We start from the raw sequence: 17,346 nt of genomic DNA on the forward strand, positions 1-17,346 counted from the left end.
CAAGCGTGTCTCACCGAGGAGGATGAGCAGGCCTACAGAGCCGGCCCATGACTCAGACACCCACAGCTCACACCCCCGCGCAGGGGCAGTCCCGAGCACAGTTCACCGTCCCCGCGGCGCACGCCATGGTGACCGTTCTGGGATCCGGGGACGCCCTCCTGCGCGTGATCGAGAAGGCCTTCCCGGCGGCCGACATACACGTCCGGGGCAATGAGATCAGCGCCGTCGGCGACGCCCGGGAAGTGGCCCTCGTCCAACGCCTGTTCGACGAGATGATGCTGGTGCTGCGCACCGGACAGCCGATGACGGAGGACGCGGTGGAACGCTCGATCGCGATGCTGCGGGCGAGCGAGAACGGGGAGGGTGACGGCCCGGAGACCCCGGCCGAGGTCCTCACGCAGAACATCCTGTCCTCGCGGGGCCGCACCATCCGCCCCAAGACGCTCAACCAGAAGCGGTACGTCGACGCCATCGACAAGCACACCATCGTCTTTGGCATCGGCCCCGCCGGTACGGGCAAGACCTACCTCGCCATGGCCAAGGCCGTGCAGGCCCTGCAGGCCAAGCAGGTCAGCCGTATCATCCTGACCCGCCCCGCGGTGGAGGCCGGAGAGCGGCTCGGCTTCCTGCCCGGCACGCTCTTCGACAAGATCGACCCCTATCTGCGCCCGCTGTACGACGCCCTGCACGACATGCTCGACCCGGACTCGATCCCGCGCCTGATGGCGGCGGGCACGATCGAGGTGGCGCCGCTGGCGTATATGCGTGGTCGCAGCCAACCGGTGTTCACGAACGTGCTGACGCCCGACGGCTGGCGCCCTATCGGTGACCTTGAAGTCGGTGACCTGGTCATCGGCTCGAACGGCGAGCCGACCCCGGTCCTCGGCGTCTACCCGCAGGGTGAGAAGGACATCTACCGCGTCACTGCCCAGGACGGCTCCTGGACCCTGTGCTGTGACGAGCACCTGTGGACCGTCCGGACCGCATCGGACAAGCGCCGCGACAAGCCGTGGCGGGTGCTGGAGACGAAGGAGATGATCGGCAACCTTCGCGCTGCGCACGCCCGTCGGTACGAGTTGCCCATGCTCACCGCTCCGGTTTCCCTACCCGAGCGCGAGATCCCTATGGATCCGTACGCTTTGGGGCTTCTTCTCGGCGACGGTTGCCTGACAGGCTCCACCACGCCTTCCTTCGCGACGGAGGACCCGGAACTGGCCGAGGCACTGGAAGCCGCGCTTCCGGGTGTCGTACTACGCCACCGCGGCGGACCCGACTACGTCCTCAACCGAATCAAGAGCCCTGGCGACGTGGTCACTCTTGAGAATCCGGTGACCCGGATCCTGCGCGAGCTGGATCTGCTGCGGAGCCGTTCGCACTCCAAGTTCGTCCCCGACGACTACCTGAACAACTCCGCCGAAGTACGACTGGCAGTCCTTCAAGGCCTGCTCGATTCGGACGGTGGCCCCGTCACCCAGACGGACCGCACGTGCCGGATCCAGTACTCGACGACATCGATCCTGCTCCGCGATGACGTCATCGCTCTGGTGCAGTCGTTGGGCGGTGTGGCGTACACCCGCCGACGCGTCGCTGAAGGGCGCAAGCCCGGCAAGGTCAGGGGCCGTGATGTCAGCCACAACCGTGACGCCCACGTCATCGACATCCGTCTCCCCGAAGGCATCGAACCCTTCCGCCTCGCCCGCAAGCGTGACAAGTACCTGGCGGCAGGAGGCGGCGGACGCCCGATGCGCTTCATCGACAGCATCGAACCTGCGGGCCGTGAGGAAGCGGTCTGCATCCAGGTCGCGGCGGAGGACTCGTTGTACGTGACGCAGGACTACCTGCTCACGCACAACACTCTCAACGACGCCTTCATCATTCTGGACGAGGCGCAGAACACCAGCGCCGAGCAGATGAAGATGTTCCTCACCCGGCTCGGTTTCGATTCGAAGATCGTGGTCACGGGTGATGTGACGCAGGTCGACCTGCCGAGCGGCACCAAGTCCGGTCTGCGTCAGGTCCAGGACATCCTGGAGGGCCTCGACGACGTCCACTTCTCGCGGCTCACCACCCAGGACGTCGTCCGGCACAAGCTGGTCGGCCGTATCGTCGACGCGTACGAGAAGTACGACAGCCAGAACGACACGGAGAACGGCACCCACAAGGGCGCCCGTACCAAACGGAAGTAGACCAGCGCGACCATGTCGATCGACGTCAACAACGAGTCCGGAACCGAGGTCGACGAGCAGGCGATCCTCGACATCGCCCGCTACGCCCTCGCCAGGATGCGTATCCACCCGCTCTCCGAGCTGTCGGTGATCGTGGTGGACACCGACGCCATGGAGCAGCTGCACATCCAGTGGATGGACCTGCCGGGTCCCACCGATGTCATGTCGTTCCCGATGGACGAGCTGCGGCCGCCCACCAAGGACGACGACGAGCCGCCGCCGGGGCTGCTCGGTGACATCGTGCTGTGCCCGGAGGTCGCCGAGCAGCAGGGCAAGGACGCCGAGACGCAGCACTCCATGGACGAGGAGCTCCAGCTCCTCACCGTCCACGGGGTGCTGCACCTGCTCGGTTACGACCATGAGGAAGCCGACGAGAAGGCCGAGATGTTCGGTCTGCAGGCCGCCATCGTGGACGGCTGGCGTGCGGAGAAGGGCCTCGAAGGCCCCTCCCCTGCTCCGACCGTCTCATGAGCCCGCAACTCGTCCTGGGCGCCATCGCCCTTGTCGTCGTCGCCTGGCTCGCCGCCTGCGCGGAGGCCGGTCTCGCGCGCGTCTCCAGCTTCCGCGCCGAGGAGGCGGTACGGTCCGGCCGCCGCGGCAGCGCCAAACTCGCCCAGGTCGCCGCGGACCCGACCCGCTATCTGAACGTGGCGCTGCTGGTGCGCGTCGCGTGCGAGATGGCGTCCGCCGCCCTCGTCACCTACGCCTGTCTGAAGGAGTTCACCGAGACCTGGCAGGCGCTGGCCGTCGCCATCGGGGTGATGGTCCTCGTCTCGTACGTCGCCGTCGGTGTCTCGCCGCGCACCATCGGCCGCCAGCACCCCCTGAACACGGCCACGGCGTCCGCGTACGTGCTGCTGCCGCTGGCCAGGATCATGGGGCCGATCCCGCCCCTGCTCATCCTCATCGGCAACGCGCTGACGCCCGGCAAGGGTTTCAGGCGCGGGCCCTTCGCCTCCGAGGCCGAGCTGCGCGCGATGGTCGACCTGGCGGAGAAGGAGTCGCTCATCGAGGACGAGGAGCGCCGGATGGTGCACTCGGTCTTCGAGCTGGGCGACACGCTGGTCCGTGAGGTCATGGTCCCGCGTACGGACCTGGTGGTCATCGAGCGGTACAAGACCATCCGGCAGGCGCTGACCCTCGCCCTGCGCTCCGGTTTCTCGCGCGTGCCCGTCACCGGGGAGAGCGAGGACGACATCGTCGGGATCGTGTACCTGAAGGACCTGGCCCGCAAGACGCACATCAGCCGGGACGCGGAGAGCGAGCTGGTGTCCACGGCCATGCGGCCCGCCGCGTTCGTCCCCGACACGAAGAACGCCGGTGACCTGCTGCGCGAGATGCAGCAGGACCGCAATCACGTGGCCGTCGTCATCGACGAGTACGGCGGCACGGCCGGCATCGTCACCATCGAGGACATCCTTGAGGAGATCGTCGGCGAGATCACCGACGAGTACGACCGTGAGCTGCCGCCCGTGCAGGACCTCGGCGACGACCGCTACCGGGTGACCGCCCGGCTCGACATCGGTGACCTCGGTGAGCTGTACGGCTTCGAGGCGTACGACGACGAGGACGTGGAGACGGTCGGCGGACTGCTCGCCAAGGCGCTCGGCCGCGTGCCCATCGCCGGGGCGTCCTCGGTCGTGGAACTGCCCGACGGCCGTGAGCTGCTGCTGACGGCCGAGACCTCGGCGGGGCGCCGGAACAAGATCGTCACGGTGCTGGTCGAGCCCGTGGTCCCGGCCGACGCCGGTTCCGACGCCCCGGAGGAGAAGCCGGAGTGACCCCGCAGGAGCTGCGCACGTTCTGCCTGTCCTTCAACGCCGCCGTGGAGGAGTTCCCCTTCGACCCGGAGATCTCGGTCTTCAAGGTGCTGGGGAAGATGTTCGCGCTCAGCTCCCTGCGGGCCAATCCGCTGACGGTCAACCTGAAGTGCGACCCCGAGGACGCGGTGCGGCTGCGCGGCGAGCACGAGGGGCTGATCATCCCGGGCTGGCACATGAACAAGCGCCACTGGAACACGGTGACCGTGGACGGCTCGCTGCCCGACCGGCTCGTGCGGGAACTGGTCGAGGACTCGTACGACCTGGTGGTGGCGGGTCTGCCGCGGGCGGAGCGGCTGCGGCTGGACCGGCCCTGAGCCGTCGTACGTATGCTCTGGGCATGACCGACAGCACCGCGCTCGATCCCGAGGACCGCAAGATCGTCACCCTGGCCCGTGCGGCCCGGGCCCGCAACGGCGTGCCCGAGGGGGCGGCCGTGCGTGACGACAACGGCCGTACGTATGTGGCGGGCACCGTCGCACTGCCCTCGCTGCGGCTGAGCGCCCTGCGGACCGCGGTGGCGATGGCTGTGGCCTCCGGGGCGCGGTCGCTGGAAGCGGCGGCGGTGGTGGGTGACTCGTTGTCCTTGGCGGACGACGACCTCGCGGCGGTGCGGGACCTTGGCGATGCCGCCACACCGGTGTTCGTCGCGGGGACGGACGGGGTGGTGCGGTCCGTGGTGACCGCGGGCTGAGGGGTTTCGTCCGCGGGCCCGGTGGGGCCGGCCGCGCCGTTCCCCGCGCCCCTGAGGACCGAAGGACTGCGCCGTTCCCCGCGCCCCTGAAAGCGGGGCCGCGCCCCGGCTTTCATCGGTTGGGGGCGCAGGGGCCCGGACGGTGAGTGGAAGAATCACCACCGTTTCTCTTGCAATCGTGAGGTACCCGCGTCTCAATGGACGCCAGCTCTTCCGACGGACCGTCAGATTCGTCGTCGACGAGACGCCCGTCGGCCGTCCCCACACGGCAATTCCCGTACTAGGGAAGGGAATCCAATGATCTGTAAGCGACTCGGAATCGGTGCGGCGTTAGCCGCCGGCACCCTCGCCGCCAGTCTCGCGCTCGCCCCCGGCGCCGCGGCCGTCGTCCCCCAGACCGCCACGATCGTCGCCGACTGCGGTCTCTACGGCGGTGGCGAGGCCACCCTCACGGCCACCCAGGACGGCACCGCCGCCACCCTCACCGTCAGCTCCTCCGAGATCACCGCCCCGCTCGCGCTCGGCGAGGACTCGATCGCCTCCACCCTCACCCTGGCGAAGGCGGGCGGCGGCACGACCGTCTTCACGGGTACCGAGAACCCCGCGATCGCCGCCGGTGACGGCGTCACGGTCGGCCCGCTGCCCGGTACCGTCGCGGCCGGCGACAGCCTGGAGGCCTTCGGCGGCTCCCTGCAGATGGTGGTCTTCGGTATCACCATCACGTGCACGGCGGACGGGCCCCAGTCGCCCGGTCCGTTCGTGTTCGAGTGACCACCGGAACGTAGCCGCGTCAGGCGCACAGTCCCCCCACGGGCAGTGGCCCGGTACGGACCGGTGCCGCCCGGCGCGCGGCGGCACCGGTCCGTCCGCTGTTCTGTCACCAACTCACATGTGTGCGTGGCAAGTTGACAGAAGCTGATGGGTCATCAGTTAATGTTTCAGGGTTCCATTGACTTCTCGCACGGCCCGCACATCAATGACCTCCTGTCGGCGCACAGCGCCCACATCCACAGGAGGGGCACCCATGGGTTCAGGAACCCGAAGACGCCGTCGTTGGACGGCACTTCTCGGAACGGCCGCACTCGCGGTCACCGCGGGAGGCGCGTTCGCCTGCCCCGCGAACGCGGATCCGCAGCAGGTCGACTTCGCCACGCACTGCGTCCCGCCGCCCATCGCGGGCATTCCCCCGATCGACGGCACCACCACCGCCAAGATCACCGTGGACAAGGCCGCACCCAAGGTGGGTGACACGGTCACCGTCACGTACACGGTGGTCAAGCCCGCCGCGAGCAACCCCGTCGACATCGCCCTGCCCGCCGACATCATGACGCCCACCGGCAAGGTGACCCTGGGCGGCGCGCAGAACGGTGACCTCACGGTCGCGGGTCCCAAGAAGAACGACCCGGTCCCGGGGAAGGGCGCCTTCCCGTCGTTCTCGATGACCGGCACCTTCACGGTCACCGCGCCCGGCGCGATCACCCTCTCGCCCGGCGACTACAACATCCACACCAGCTACCTCCTGGAGCTGGACACCCCGTGCACGGTCAGCACCCCACCCGCCCCCGTCTCCGAGACGATCACCGCGACCGGTGGCGGCCAGACCGACAACCGGGCCATCAGCCTCGCTGCGGCCTCCGGTAAGCCCGGTGACAGCGTGACCGTCACAGGGTCGAACTTCGCTCCGGGCGCGGCGGTCACCCTCGCCGGACGGGCCGGTGCCGCCCAGACGGCCGACAAGGCGACCGTCACCGCGAACGCCCAGGGGTCCTTCAGCGGCAGCCTGGCCGTCAGCGACAAGGCGACCACCGGAGTGGTGGCGTACGAGGGAAGTGCCTGGAGCGACGACAAGGGCGCGGGTCCCGCCGCCTACGTCGTCATCGACGACACGCCCCTGCCCGCCGACAGCCAGCAGCTCAACTCCTCGGTCAAGGCGGGGACGTTGTCCATGACCCAGGCCGGCGACACCGTCGAACTCGCGGCCGTCGACTACGGCAAGGGCGGCTTCTCCCGCGGCTCGCTGCAGACGGTGACCGTCAAGGACTTCCGCGGCGGACCCGCGGGCTGGTCCCTGACCGGCAAGGTCACCGACTTCACCGGCCCCGCGGGGGCGAAGATCGACGCCGCCAAGCTGGGCTGGACCCCGGTCTGCCTCACCAAGACCGGCAGCCCCAGCACCTGCCGGGCCGGTTCGCCCGGTTCGGTCGGCAGCGCGGGCGCGACGCTGGCGTCCACGCCCAACGGCACGCTCACCGGCGGTGAGTTCACCGTCGACGCCCGGCTCTCGCTGAACGTTCCGGCGTTCACCCCGCCCGGCTCGTACTCCGGCGTGCTGACGCTCACGCTCACCTGACGCTGTAGTCGACGTGGTCGACGGCTCATCAGCATGTCCGTATCCGTCAATGGGACCGGAGGTCGGGCGCGCACCCGCCCGGCCTCCTCGTCCGTCCCGCCCGCCACCGGGGGTCCGCACCCATGCGCAAGCCGTTCTTCTCCGTCCCGCTGCCCCGCCGGTTGTTCCTCCTGCCGCTGTTGCTGTTCCCCGCGTTGGCCGGAACACCCGCGCGCGCCGCCGACAACGGCAGCTGGTCGGTCTTCCCCGTCGCGTCGGAACTCGCCTCGCGGCCGTACTTCCATCTCTCCGCCGACCCGGGCACGACCATCGAGGACGAGGTCGCCGTCACCAACAGGACCGGGCGGCCGCTGACGTTCCGGCTCTACGCGGCCGACGCGTACAACACGGCGAGGGACGGCGGATTCGCCGTGCGGACCTGGCAGGAGAGGCAGCGGGGTGTGGGCGCCTGGGCGAAGCCCGCCGAGGACCGGGTGACCGTTCCCGCGCACGGCAAGGTCACCGTGCCGTTCACGCTGAGGGTGCCCGAGTCGGCCGAACCCGGTGATCATCCGGGTGCCCTGGTCGCCCTGGACGAGCGGATCGACACGGGGGAGGGCGCGGTCGAGGTCGGTGTCCAGCGGGCCGTCGGCGCCCGGATCTATCTGCGGGTGGGCGGGCCGACCGTACCGGCCGTCGCCGTGGAGAAGGTCCGCGTCAGCCACCACCAGCCCCTGTTCCCCGGCGCAGGCGACAGCACCGCCACCGTCTCGTACACCCTCCACAACACCGGCAACGTCACCCTGGACCCCAAGGTGCGGCTGACGGCCGAAGGGCTCTTCGGCCGGACGCTGCTCTCCCGCGACCTGGCCGGAATCCCCTCCGAGCTGCTGCCCGGCCAGCGGGTGCGGCTCAGCGCGAAGTGGCGCGGCGCGCCCCAACTCGACTGGGGAGATGTGACGCTGACCGCCAGTGCGCGCGACACCCGCGAGTCGGCGAGCACGTCGTTCTTCGCCCTGCCGTGGCTGCTCGCGGTGGTGCTGGGAGCGGGCATCGCGGCAGCGGTGGTGGTGATCAGGGTCAGGGGCAGGGGGAGAGGCAGAAGCAGGGGTGAGGGCGGGATCAGAGAGCGTCCGGGCCGCGCTCGCCCGTCCGCACCCGGACCACCGTCTCCACCGGAACCGCCCAGACCTTTCCGTCGCCGATCTTCCCCGTCTGCGCGGCCTTCACGATCGCCTCGATGACGGGCTCGGCGTCCGCGTCCCCGACGACGACCTCGATACGGACCTTCGGTACGAGGTCGACGCGGTACTCGGCGCCGCGGTACACCTCGGTGTGGCCGCGCTGACGCCCGTACCCGCTGGCCTCCGTGACGGTCAGCCCGTGCACGCCGATCTCCTGCAGAGCGGTCTTCACCTCGTCGAGGCGGTGCGGCTTGATGATCGCGGTGATGAGCTTCATGCCTGGGGCCTGGCCTTCTGCGCGGTGGGGAGGACGGAGGCGGAGACCGGGGCGCCATGGCCCAGGACACCGTGATCGTAAGCGGTCCCGGCGTGCACCGTAAGGTCCAGGCCGGTCTGCTCGTGCTCCTCGTCGGCCCGCAGTCCGACGACCCTGTCGATCAGCTCGGCGACGCCGTACGTGACGGCGAAGGCGTACGCGCCGACGGTCAGGATCGCCACCAGCTGCCTGCCGAGCTGCCCGAGCCCGCCGCCGTACAGCAGGCCCTCGGCGCCGCCGGTCATGGTCCCGGTGGCGAAGACCCCGATGAGCAGGGTGCCGATGACACCGCCGACCAGGTGCACGCCGACGACATCCAGCGAGTCGTCGTAGCCGAACCGGAACTTCCAGCCCACGGCGTACGAGCAGACGACACCGGCGGCGAGGCCGATGACCAGCGCGCCGAGCAGCGAGACCGAACCGCAGGACGGGGTGATGGCGACCAGTCCCGCGACCGCGCCGGACGCCGAACCCGCGTTGAAGCCGAACCAGCCGAACCGCAGCAGGCCCGCGCCCAGCATCACCATCGGTAGGTTGTGCGGGCGCATCGCGTCTTTCTTGAAACCGAGCCGCGAGCCCAGGACCAGGCACAACGCCAGTCCGGAGGCCCCCGAGACGATCTCGACGGGCAGCCCGCCCGCGAAGTCCAGGGCGCCCAGGTCCTTCAGGATCCAGCCGCCGGGACCCCACACCCAGTGGGCGACCGGAACGTATACGAGCAGCGCCCACAGTGGGACGAATACCAGCCACGCCCCGAACTTCGCGCGGTCCGCGACCGCACCGCCGACCAGCGCCGCCGTGATGATCGCGAAGGTCAGCTGGAAGGTGGCGAAGAGAAGGGTCGGAACCGTGCCCTGGACACTGTCCGGGCCGAGGCCCGCCATGCCCGCGTGCCGGGCGTCGTGGGTGCTGTGCGGGACTTCTGAAACACCCCCTAGCAGCCAGGCGGTGTCACCGGTGTCGAGCGACGCGGCGGCCAGGGTCACGGGGTCTCCAACAGATGGGGCTGGTGGGGGCTGGCTGGTGGGAGCTCGTCAGCGCGTCACGGCTCCGCGTTTCCGGTCGCGTACAGGTGTGTTTCCGTCACGTTTCGTGTTGCGTGGGGGTTTCCGGAAGCTCACGGGGAGCCCGGCCGGCCGTCGATCGGCGGTGAGGCCGGAATCCTGGTACGGCGGGGCCCCGACGATCAGGGACAATGGGCGCCATGAGCGTTCGTACCCAGTCATCCGAGCCGCCGGAATCCTCGGGGGCACCCCACCGCGCCGGCTTCGCCTGCTTCGTGGGCCGCCCCAACGCGGGCAAGTCCACCCTCACGAATGCTCTGGTCGGCCAGAAGGTCGCGATCACCGCGAACCAGCCGCAGACCACGCGGCACACGGTACGCGGCATCGTGCACCGGGCCGACGCCCAGTTGATCCTGGTGGACACCCCGGGGCTGCACAAACCCCGCACGCTCCTCGGCGAGCGGCTCAACGACATCGTCCGCACGACGTGGGCCGAGGTCGACGTGATCGGGTTCTGCCTGCCCGCGAACGAGAAGCTCGGTCCCGGCGACCGCTTCATCGCGAAGGAACTGGCGTCCATCAAGAAGACGCCGAAGATCGCGATCGTCACGAAGACCGACCTCGTCGACAGCAAGACGCTTGCCGAGCAGCTCATCGCCGTCGACCAGCTCGGCAAGGAGCTGGGCTTCGAGTGGGCCGAGATCGTGCCGGTGTCGGCGGTAGCCGACCAGCAGGTCGACCTGCTGGCGAACCTGCTGGTCCCGCTGCTGCCCGAGGGCCCCGCCCTCTACCCCGAGGGCGATCTCACCGACGAGCCCGAGCAGGTCATGGTGGCCGAGCTGATCCGGGAGGCCGCGCTGGAGGGGGTGCGGGACGAGCTGCCGCACTCCATCGCCGTCGTCGTCGAGGAGATGCTGCCGCGCGAGGACCGGCCGGCCGACAAGCCGCTGCTCGACATCCACGCGTTCGTCTACATCGAGCGGCCCAGCCAGAAGGGGATCATCATCGGTCCCAAGGGGAAGCGGCTGAAGGAAGTCGGGATCAAGTCGCGCAAGCAGATCGAGGCGTTGTTGGGTACGCCGGTTTTCCTGGACCTGCATGTGAAGGTCGCGAAGGACTGGCAGAGGGACCCTCGCCAGCTCCGCAAGCTCGGTTTCTGAGGGCGTCCCTTTCCCTGGGGGCTGCCGCCCCCAGACCCCCGCATCGCGCTGCGCGCTCGTCCTCAAACGCCGGACGGGCTGGATTTCCAGCCCGTCCGGCGTTTGAGGACCGGGGGTTCGGGGGCAGCGCCCCCGTCACTCCACCCCCTTGATCCGGTTCACCAGGACCGCCCCCGCCAACCCGATCACCGCCGCCACCGCGTAGAGCACCCGGTAGCCCCCCAGGTACGTCACGATCGGTGCGGCCAGCACCGGCGCGGCGACCTGCGGAACGGCGTTGGCGGCGTTGATCACGCCGAGGTCCTTGCCGCGGTCCAGGGCCTCCGGGAGGACGTCGGTCATCAGCGCGAAGTCCACCGACGCGAAGACGCCGAAGCCCAGGCCCAGGAGCACCGCGGCGACGACCGTGCCGGTCCACGTCGGCCAGGCCGCGATCACCCCGGCCGCGATCGCCATGACGACGCCCGAGCAGGTCACGAACGGTTTGCGGCGCCCCACCCGGTCCGACCACATCCCCGCGACGACGACCGTGGCGAGCAGCATCGCCGCGTTCACCGCCGTCAGGATCAGGACACCCCGCTCGGGATCGGAGTGATGCAGACGGTCCCGCAGGTAGTAGAGGAGATACAGGACGCAGATGCTGTTGCTCAGATTGACGAGGAACCGCGTCAGCCAGGCCCAGCCGAAGTCCGGGTGGCGGCGCGGGCTCAGCCAGAAGGAGCCCAGGAAGCCGCGCCAGGACCAGGGCGGGCGGGCCGCGCGGGGCAGCCTGATGTCCCGGTGGCGCAGCACGTACGGCAGGACGCCCAGCACGGTGAAGGCCGCACAGGCCGCGTAGCCCGCCGTGACACCTCCGGCCAGCGTCGCCAGACCCGTCCCGCCGACCACGCCCAGGATCTGCGCGGCGCCCAACCAGCCGCCCACCGCGCCCCGCTGCCGCCGCGGCACCCGGTCCGGCACGGCGGCCGTCACGGCGGCCCAGGCCGCGTTCAGGGTCAGCTGCGCCAGGCACCAGCCGAGGGCCATGGTCCACGGGCCGCCCGCCGTCCCGAGGAGCAGCAGCGACAGCGCGCCGCCCGCCGTACCCGCCACGATCCACGGGGTACGGCGGCCCCAGCGGGACGTCGTACGGTCGGACAGCGCGCCGAAGACCGGGTTCACGAGCAGCGACACCACCGCGCCCGCGCCCGTCACCCAGGCCAGGACGGCCTCCTTCGACATGCCCGTGCCGGGCGCGAAGTCCTCCGCCTGGGAGGCGAGGAGGATCTGCAGCGGCCCGAACCAGCCCACCCAGATCGCCCAGTTGGCGAGCGAGAGGGTCGCCGTCCAGCCCCGGCCCACCCGCTCGACGGGCTCGGAGAGCGCCAGGTCGGGCGCGGGCCCGTGCGCGGACGCCGTCACCCCTGGACCCGCGGCCCGGTCCGTTGCGCCCGCAGTACGTCCCGCAACCAGCGGTACGACGCCTTCGAGGTCCGCTCCAGGGTCTCGAAGTCGACGTGCACCAGGCCGAAGCGGCGCGCGTACCCCTCGGCCCACTCGAAGTTGTCGAGGAGCGACCACACGAAGTACCCGCGGACGTCCACCCCCTGCTCCGACGCCCGGTGCAGCGCCCGCAGGTGGCCGTCCAGGTACGTGATCCGGTCCTGGTCGTCGAGCCCCTCGTACGCACACCCGTTCTCCGTGATGACGACGGGCGGGAGCCGGTCGCCGTACCGCCCGCGGAAGTCCACCAGCAGTTCGGTGAGCGCTTCCGGCACCACCGGCCAGCCGAAGTCCGTGACCGGGTAGCCCTCGATCTCCCGTACCGAGAAGGGGAGTTCGGCGGGCATGGTCAGTCCGCCGAACTCGATCTCCGAGCCCTGCGGCGCGCCCACCCTCGTCGGCGCGTAGTAGTTGATCCCGTACCAGTCGACCGGCTGTCCGATGATCTTCAGGTCCGCCGCGAGGTCCTCGGCGTCACCGGGCATCAGTTCGCCGATGCCCTCCGGGTACTGCCCGAGCAGCACCGGGTCGGCGAACAGCCGGTTGAGGAGCAGGTCGTAGAAGCCGGCCGCCTCAAGATCCGCGGGTTCCCGGGAGGCGGGCCAGGTCGGGCCGTGCGAGTTGGCGATCCCGACGTCCGTGACCCCGGCCGCCCGCAGGGCCTGTACGGCGAGGCCGTGGGCCAGCAACTGGTGGTGGGCGGCGGGCAGCGCGTCGAAGAGGAGCCGCTTGCCGGGCGCGTGCGCTCCCAGGGCGTGGCCCAGCAGGGTGTGTTCGGCGGGCTCGTTGAGAGTGATCCACTTGCTGATCCGGTCGCCGAGGCGGGCGGCGACCAGCGCGGCGTACTCGGCGAACCGTCCGGCCGTGTCCCGTTCGAGCCAGCCGCCCGCCTCGGCCTGTGACACCGGCAGGTCCCAGTGGAAGAGGGTCGGGACCGGGCGTACGCCCGCCGCGCACAGCTCGTCCACCAGCCGGTCGTAGAAGTCCAGGCCACCGGGGGAGTTCACCCGCGGCCAGGAGACGGAGAAGCGGTACGCGTCCACCCCGAGGTCGCGCAGGAGCGCCACGTCCTCGGGGTAGCGGTGGTAGTGGTCGCAGGCCACCGCGGCCGTCGAACCGTCCTTCACATGGCCCGGTTCGGCCTCGAAGGCGTCCCACACGGAGCGCTCCCGGCGGTCGGCCGCGCCCTCGATCTGATGGGCCGAGGTGGAAACCCCCCAGAGGAACCCGGCGGGAAACCGGGGTATCGGGTCCGTGGTCGCCGCCGTCGCCGCCGTCTTCGCCGTGCCTGCCGCGTTCACCGTGTTCGCCATGCGCGCGATCATCTGTACCGGCGGTGAGCGAAGTCAACGGCGTTGCGCGAACTGGCCGTTACTGGACCCGTACCGGTCGTTACCGGGCCCGTACTGGTCCCGCCGGGGTGTTCACGCGCCCTCCTTCAAGACCCTTGAGATCAGTTTTCGCTGCTCGTCCGTCAGACGCGGGTCCGCGCAGTAGACCGTCTTTCCGTCCACCGTGATCCGGTAGCTGAAGCCGTCCGGGACGCCTGTGGGGGGCGTGCCCCGGCCGGTGGCGACCACCTGCTCGGCCAGGGCGTGCCATTCCTGGGCATCGGCGCGGCCCGAGGTGTTCACCTCGGCACGCCGCTCGATGCCCGCGAATCCGCCTGTGCGTCGTACCTGAATACGCATGGGTCCCTGTCTAGTACGAATCGCGGGCCCGAGCCACGCTCACCCGGTCGGTACCCCGACCCGTTCCCACGCCTTGCTGACGGCCTGCAGTTCCTCGCCCTCGCCGAACAGGGCGCGTGCCTGGGCCAGGGTCAGCTTCGCGAAGTCCGAGAAGCTCGCCTTCGAGTCCAGCTCGCCGCCGGTCAGCACGCTGTACCAGATCTTCCCGGCCCGCTCCCAGGCCTGCCCGCCCAGCGCGGTCGCGGCCAGGTAGAAGGCGTGGTTGGGGATGCCGGAGTTGATGTGCACCCCGCCGTTGTCGCGGCCGGTGCGGACGTAGTCGTCCATCGTGGCGGGCTGCGGGTCCTTGCCGAGCACGTCGTCGTCGTACGCCGTGCCCGGGGCCTTCAGCGAGCGCAGGGCCGTACCCGTGACGCGCGGGGCGAGCAGGCCCGTGCCGATCAGCCAGTCGGCCTCGGTGGCGCTCTGGCCGAGCGTGTACTGCTTGATGAGCGAGCCGAAGACGTCGGACATCGACTCGTTGAGCGCTCCCGGCTGGCCGAAGTACGTGAGGTTCGCCGTGTACTGCGTGACGCCGTGCGTGAGTTCGTGGCCGATGACGTCGACGGGGATGGTGAAGTCGAGGAAGATCTCGCCGTCACCGTCGCCGAACACCATCTGCTCGCCGTTCCAGAAGGCGTTGTTGTACTCCTCGTCGAAGTGCACGGTCGCGTTCAGCGGCAGCCCCTCGCCGTTGATCGAGTTGCGCCTGTACGCCTTCAGGAACAGGTCGAAGGTCGCGCCAAGGCCGGCGTAGGCGCGGTTGACCGTGGCGTCCTTGCCGGGCTTGTCGCCCTCGCCGCGCACCTTCTTGCCGGGCAGGTCCTGCTTGTGTTTCGCGTCGTAGATCGTGCGGTGGGGCTTGTCCTCGGCGGCGCCGCCGGGCGGGGCGAGGGCGGGTGCGCCGAGGACTGTCGTCAGTCGGCGGCGGGTGCGCTCCTGGGCGTCCCGCTCCAGGGTGCGGCGGGCCTTGCCGGCGAGCGCTCGGTCCTCCGCCCGGGAGAGGGTGTCGAGGACGTGGGGCGGAATGATGGTGCAGAAGACGGGCTCGTGGCCCCCGTGTGTCGTCATGCTCGGCACCATTGCACTGTGTGACGTGACTGTCACTAGGGGCAACCATGATTGGTGAAATGAGGGGATAAGGGGGGTGTGGGGGTCCGGTTTCGTGTACGGGCGAGTGGGTGAGCGGGTGCGGGTCCGCCGCGGCTGGCCGCGCAGTTCCCCGCGCCCCTAGAAGCGAAAAGACTGCGCCGTTCCCCGCGCCCCTGAAGGCAAGACTGCGCCGTTCCCCGCGCCCCTGAAGGCAAGACTGCGCCGTTCCCCGCGCCCCTAGCAGCAGCAAGACTGCGCCGTTCCCCGCGTCCCTGGGGTGTGTGGCCCTGTGCTGTCGTCCGTGCCGCCGCTCAGGGGGAGCGGTGTCGCGTCCCGCATAGTGATACGGGGGCTCGGGCGCCGCGTCGCTCCGCTAGCATGCGGAGCATCATGCGTTTCGGGCTGCTTCTCCTTAGCTGCCGCGGCGAGGGCCTGTAGTCGAGGCCGACCCCCTCCCCGCGGAGTTCTGGCGTTGCGCCGTCGGCCGTCCCTCAGGACCGAATCCGCTCGGTCCCGAGGATCGAACGGACCCAGAGGAGCCCACGCATCATGGCGAACCGCCAGCAGCCCACCACCATGCCGATCCACAAGTACCGCCCGTACGACCAGGTCGACATCCCCGACCGTACGTGGCCGGACAACCGGATCACCACCGCCCCCCGCTGGCTCTCCACCGACCTGCGTGACGGCAACCAGGCCCTGATCGACCCCATGTCGCCCGCGCGCAAGCGTGAGATGTTCGACCTGCTGGTGTCGATGGGCTACAAGGAGATCGAGGTCGGTTTCCCGGCCTCGGGACAGACCGACTTCGACTTCGTGCGCTCGATCATCGAGGAAGAGGGCGCGATCCCCGACGACGTGACGATCTCCGTACTGACCCAGGCCCGCGAGGACCTGATCGAGCGGACCGTCGAGTCGCTGAAGGGCGCCAAGCGCGCCAACGTCCACCTGTACAACGCCACCGCGCCGGTCTTCCGCCGCGTCGTCTTCCGCGGCTCCAGGGACGACATCAAGCAGATCGCCGTCGACGGCACCCGTCTGGTGGTCGAGTACGCGGAGAAGCTGCTGGGCCCCGAGACGACCTTCGGGTACCAGTACAGCCCTGAGATCTTCACCGACACCGAGCTGGACTTCGCCCTGGAGGTCTGCGAGGCCGTCATGGACGTCTGGCAGCCAGGACCGGACCGCGAGATCATCCTGAACCTGCCCGCCACCGTGGAGCGCTCCACCCCCTCCACGCACGCGGACCGCTTCGAGTGGATGTCGCGCAACCTGTCCCGCCGCGAGCACGTCTGCCTGTCCGTCCACCCGCACAACGACCGCGGTACGGCGGTCGCCGCCGCCGAGCTGGCACTGATGGCCGGCGCCGACCGCATCGAGGGCTGCCTGTTCGGCCAGGGCGAGCGCACCGGCAACGTCGACCTGGTCACCCTGGGCATGAACCTGTTCGGACAGGGCGTCGACCCGCAGATCGACTTCTCGAACATCGACGAGGTCCGGCGCACCGCCGAATACTGCAACCAGATGCAGGTCCACGCCCGCCACCCGTACGTCGGCGACCTCGTCTACACCTCCTTCTCCGGCTCCCACCAGGACGCCATCAAGAAGGGCTTCGACGCGATGGAGGCCGACGCCGCCGCCAAGGGCGTCACGGTCGACGACATCGAGTGGGCCGTCCCGTACCTGCCGATCGACCCCAAGGACGTCGGCCGCTCGTACGAGGCCGTCATCCGGGTCAACTCGCAGTCCGGCAAGGGCGGTATCGCATACGTCCTGAAGAACGACCACAAGCTGGACCTGCCGCGCCGGATGCAGATCGAGTTCTCGCGGATCATCCAGGCGAAGACGGACGCCGAGGGCGGCGAGGTCACCCCGAAGGACATCTGGGCGGCCTTCCGGGACGAGTACCTGCCGAACCCGGAGAACCCCTGGGGCCGTGTCCAGGTCCGCAACGGCCAGTCCACGACGGACAAGGACGGTGTGGACACGCTCACCGTCGAGGCCGAGGTGGACGGCGCCGAGACCACCCTGGTCGGTAGCGGCAACGGCCCGATCTCCGCGTTCTTCCACGCGCTGCAGGGCATCGGCGTCGACGCCCGCCTGCTGGACTACCAGGAGCACACGATGAGCGAGGGCGCCTCCGCGGTGGCTGCCTCGTACATCGAGGTCGCGATCGGCGACAAGGTCCTGTGGGGAATCGGCATCGACGCGAATACGACACGCGCATCACTGAAGGCTGTCGTCTCCGCCGTCAACCGCGCCACACGATAAGGCCGTTCACCTGCGTTTCTGTGGTCCCGTCCGCCTCAC

Annotated in this window: 15 protein-coding genes and 1 pseudogene; 10 read left to right on the forward strand and 6 right to left on the reverse strand. The window is 69.8% G+C overall.

All coding sequences use genetic code 11. The features are described 5' to 3' along the window. Positions 1-47 precede the first annotated feature (47 nt). The 8 genes and pseudogenes from ACIOKD_RS23810 to ACIOKD_RS23845 form a co-directional block, all read left to right on the forward strand. On the forward strand, positions 48-2,186 hold the full coding sequence (locus ACIOKD_RS23810) for a PhoH family protein (RefSeq protein ID WP_402087366.1): 2,139 nt from the start codon (positions 48-50) through the stop codon (positions 2,184-2,186). Positions 2,187-2,198: 12 nt separating this feature from the next. After that, a complete protein-coding gene (gene ybeY / locus ACIOKD_RS23815; RefSeq protein ID WP_402087369.1) occupies positions 2,199-2,696 on the forward strand; it encodes an rRNA maturation RNase YbeY in 498 nt (165 codons plus the stop codon). Next, entirely contained in the window at positions 2,693-4,006 is a 1,314-nt protein-coding gene (locus tag ACIOKD_RS23820; RefSeq protein ID WP_402087371.1) for a hemolysin family protein, read from the forward strand. The genes ybeY and ACIOKD_RS23820 overlap by 4 nt, the downstream gene beginning before the upstream one ends. Then, a complete protein-coding gene (locus ACIOKD_RS23825; RefSeq protein ID WP_402087374.1) occupies positions 4,003-4,362 on the forward strand; it encodes an MmcQ/YjbR family DNA-binding protein in 360 nt (119 codons plus the stop codon). The genes ACIOKD_RS23820 and ACIOKD_RS23825 overlap by 4 nt, the downstream gene beginning before the upstream one ends. Before the next feature lie 23 nt (positions 4,363-4,385). Further along, positions 4,386-4,739: a cytidine deaminase gene (locus ACIOKD_RS23830; RefSeq protein WP_402087377.1), complete on the forward strand. Its 354-nt coding sequence runs from the start codon at positions 4,386-4,388 to the stop codon at positions 4,737-4,739. 297 nt (positions 4,740-5,036) lie between these two features. Further along, positions 5,037-5,510 (forward strand): hypothetical protein, encoded by a 474-nt coding sequence (locus ACIOKD_RS23835; RefSeq protein ID WP_402087380.1) that lies wholly within the window; start codon positions 5,037-5,039, stop codon positions 5,508-5,510. A 253-nt stretch (positions 5,511-5,763) separates the two neighbouring features. Continuing rightward, positions 5,764-7,089 (forward strand): beta-xylosidase, encoded by a 1,326-nt coding sequence (locus ACIOKD_RS23840; protein ID WP_402087383.1) that lies wholly within the window; start codon positions 5,764-5,766, stop codon positions 7,087-7,089. A gap of 122 nt (positions 7,090-7,211) precedes the next feature. Next, a pseudogene (locus ACIOKD_RS23845) lies at positions 7,212-8,159 on the forward strand (WxL protein peptidoglycan domain-containing protein); the annotation flags it as partial. A gap of 31 nt (positions 8,160-8,190) precedes the next feature. Here ACIOKD_RS23845 and ACIOKD_RS23850 read toward each other — a convergent pair. Continuing rightward, the gene (locus ACIOKD_RS23850) at positions 8,191-8,529 is read right to left on the reverse strand and encodes a P-II family nitrogen regulator (RefSeq protein ID WP_210882736.1); all 339 of its coding nucleotides are present in this window, start codon (positions 8,527-8,529) and stop codon (positions 8,191-8,193) included. Then, a complete protein-coding gene (locus ACIOKD_RS23855; RefSeq protein WP_402087386.1) occupies positions 8,526-9,554 on the reverse strand; it encodes an ammonium transporter in 1,029 nt (342 codons plus the stop codon). Before ACIOKD_RS23855 ends, ACIOKD_RS23850 begins: the two co-directional genes overlap by 4 nt. A gap of 218 nt (positions 9,555-9,772) precedes the next feature. Here ACIOKD_RS23855 and era point away from each other — a divergent pair, with 218 nt between their 5' ends. After that, complete coding sequence (era, locus tag ACIOKD_RS23860) at positions 9,773-10,732, forward strand: GTPase Era (protein ID WP_402087389.1); 960 nt, start codon at positions 9,773-9,775, stop codon at positions 10,730-10,732. A 135-nt stretch (positions 10,733-10,867) separates the two neighbouring features. Here era and ACIOKD_RS23865 read toward each other — a convergent pair whose 3' ends face one another. From ACIOKD_RS23865 to ACIOKD_RS23880, 4 genes are all read right to left on the reverse strand, one after another. Further along, the gene (locus ACIOKD_RS23865; protein ID WP_402087392.1) at positions 10,868-12,133 is read right to left on the reverse strand and encodes an MFS transporter; all 1,266 of its coding nucleotides are present in this window, start codon (positions 12,131-12,133) and stop codon (positions 10,868-10,870) included. Next, a complete protein-coding gene (locus ACIOKD_RS23870) occupies positions 12,130-13,527 on the reverse strand; it encodes a GH1 family beta-glucosidase (RefSeq protein WP_402087395.1) in 1,398 nt (465 codons plus the stop codon). Before ACIOKD_RS23870 ends, ACIOKD_RS23865 begins: the two co-directional genes overlap by 4 nt. A 111-nt stretch (positions 13,528-13,638) precedes the next feature. Continuing rightward, a complete protein-coding gene (locus ACIOKD_RS23875) occupies positions 13,639-13,905 on the reverse strand; it encodes a protealysin inhibitor emfourin (RefSeq protein WP_402087398.1) in 267 nt (88 codons plus the stop codon). A 39-nt stretch (positions 13,906-13,944) separates the two neighbouring features. Then, positions 13,945-15,015 carry a M4 family metallopeptidase gene (locus ACIOKD_RS23880; protein WP_402087401.1) on the reverse strand — a complete coding sequence of 357 codons (1,071 nt, stop codon included), beginning with the start codon at positions 15,013-15,015 and terminating at the stop codon, positions 13,945-13,947. A gap of 570 nt (positions 15,016-15,585) precedes the next feature. Between ACIOKD_RS23880 and leuA the strand changes: the two genes are divergently transcribed. Continuing rightward, positions 15,586-17,307, forward strand: coding sequence for a 2-isopropylmalate synthase (leuA, locus tag ACIOKD_RS23885; RefSeq protein WP_402087404.1), 1,722 nt, complete (start codon positions 15,586-15,588; stop codon positions 17,305-17,307). Positions 17,308-17,346 lie beyond the last annotated feature (39 nt).

The sequence above is a fragment of the Streptomyces sp. NPDC087844 genome (assembly GCF_044742785.1).
In the GTDB taxonomy this organism is placed as follows: domain Bacteria; phylum Actinomycetota; class Actinomycetes; order Streptomycetales; family Streptomycetaceae; genus Streptomyces.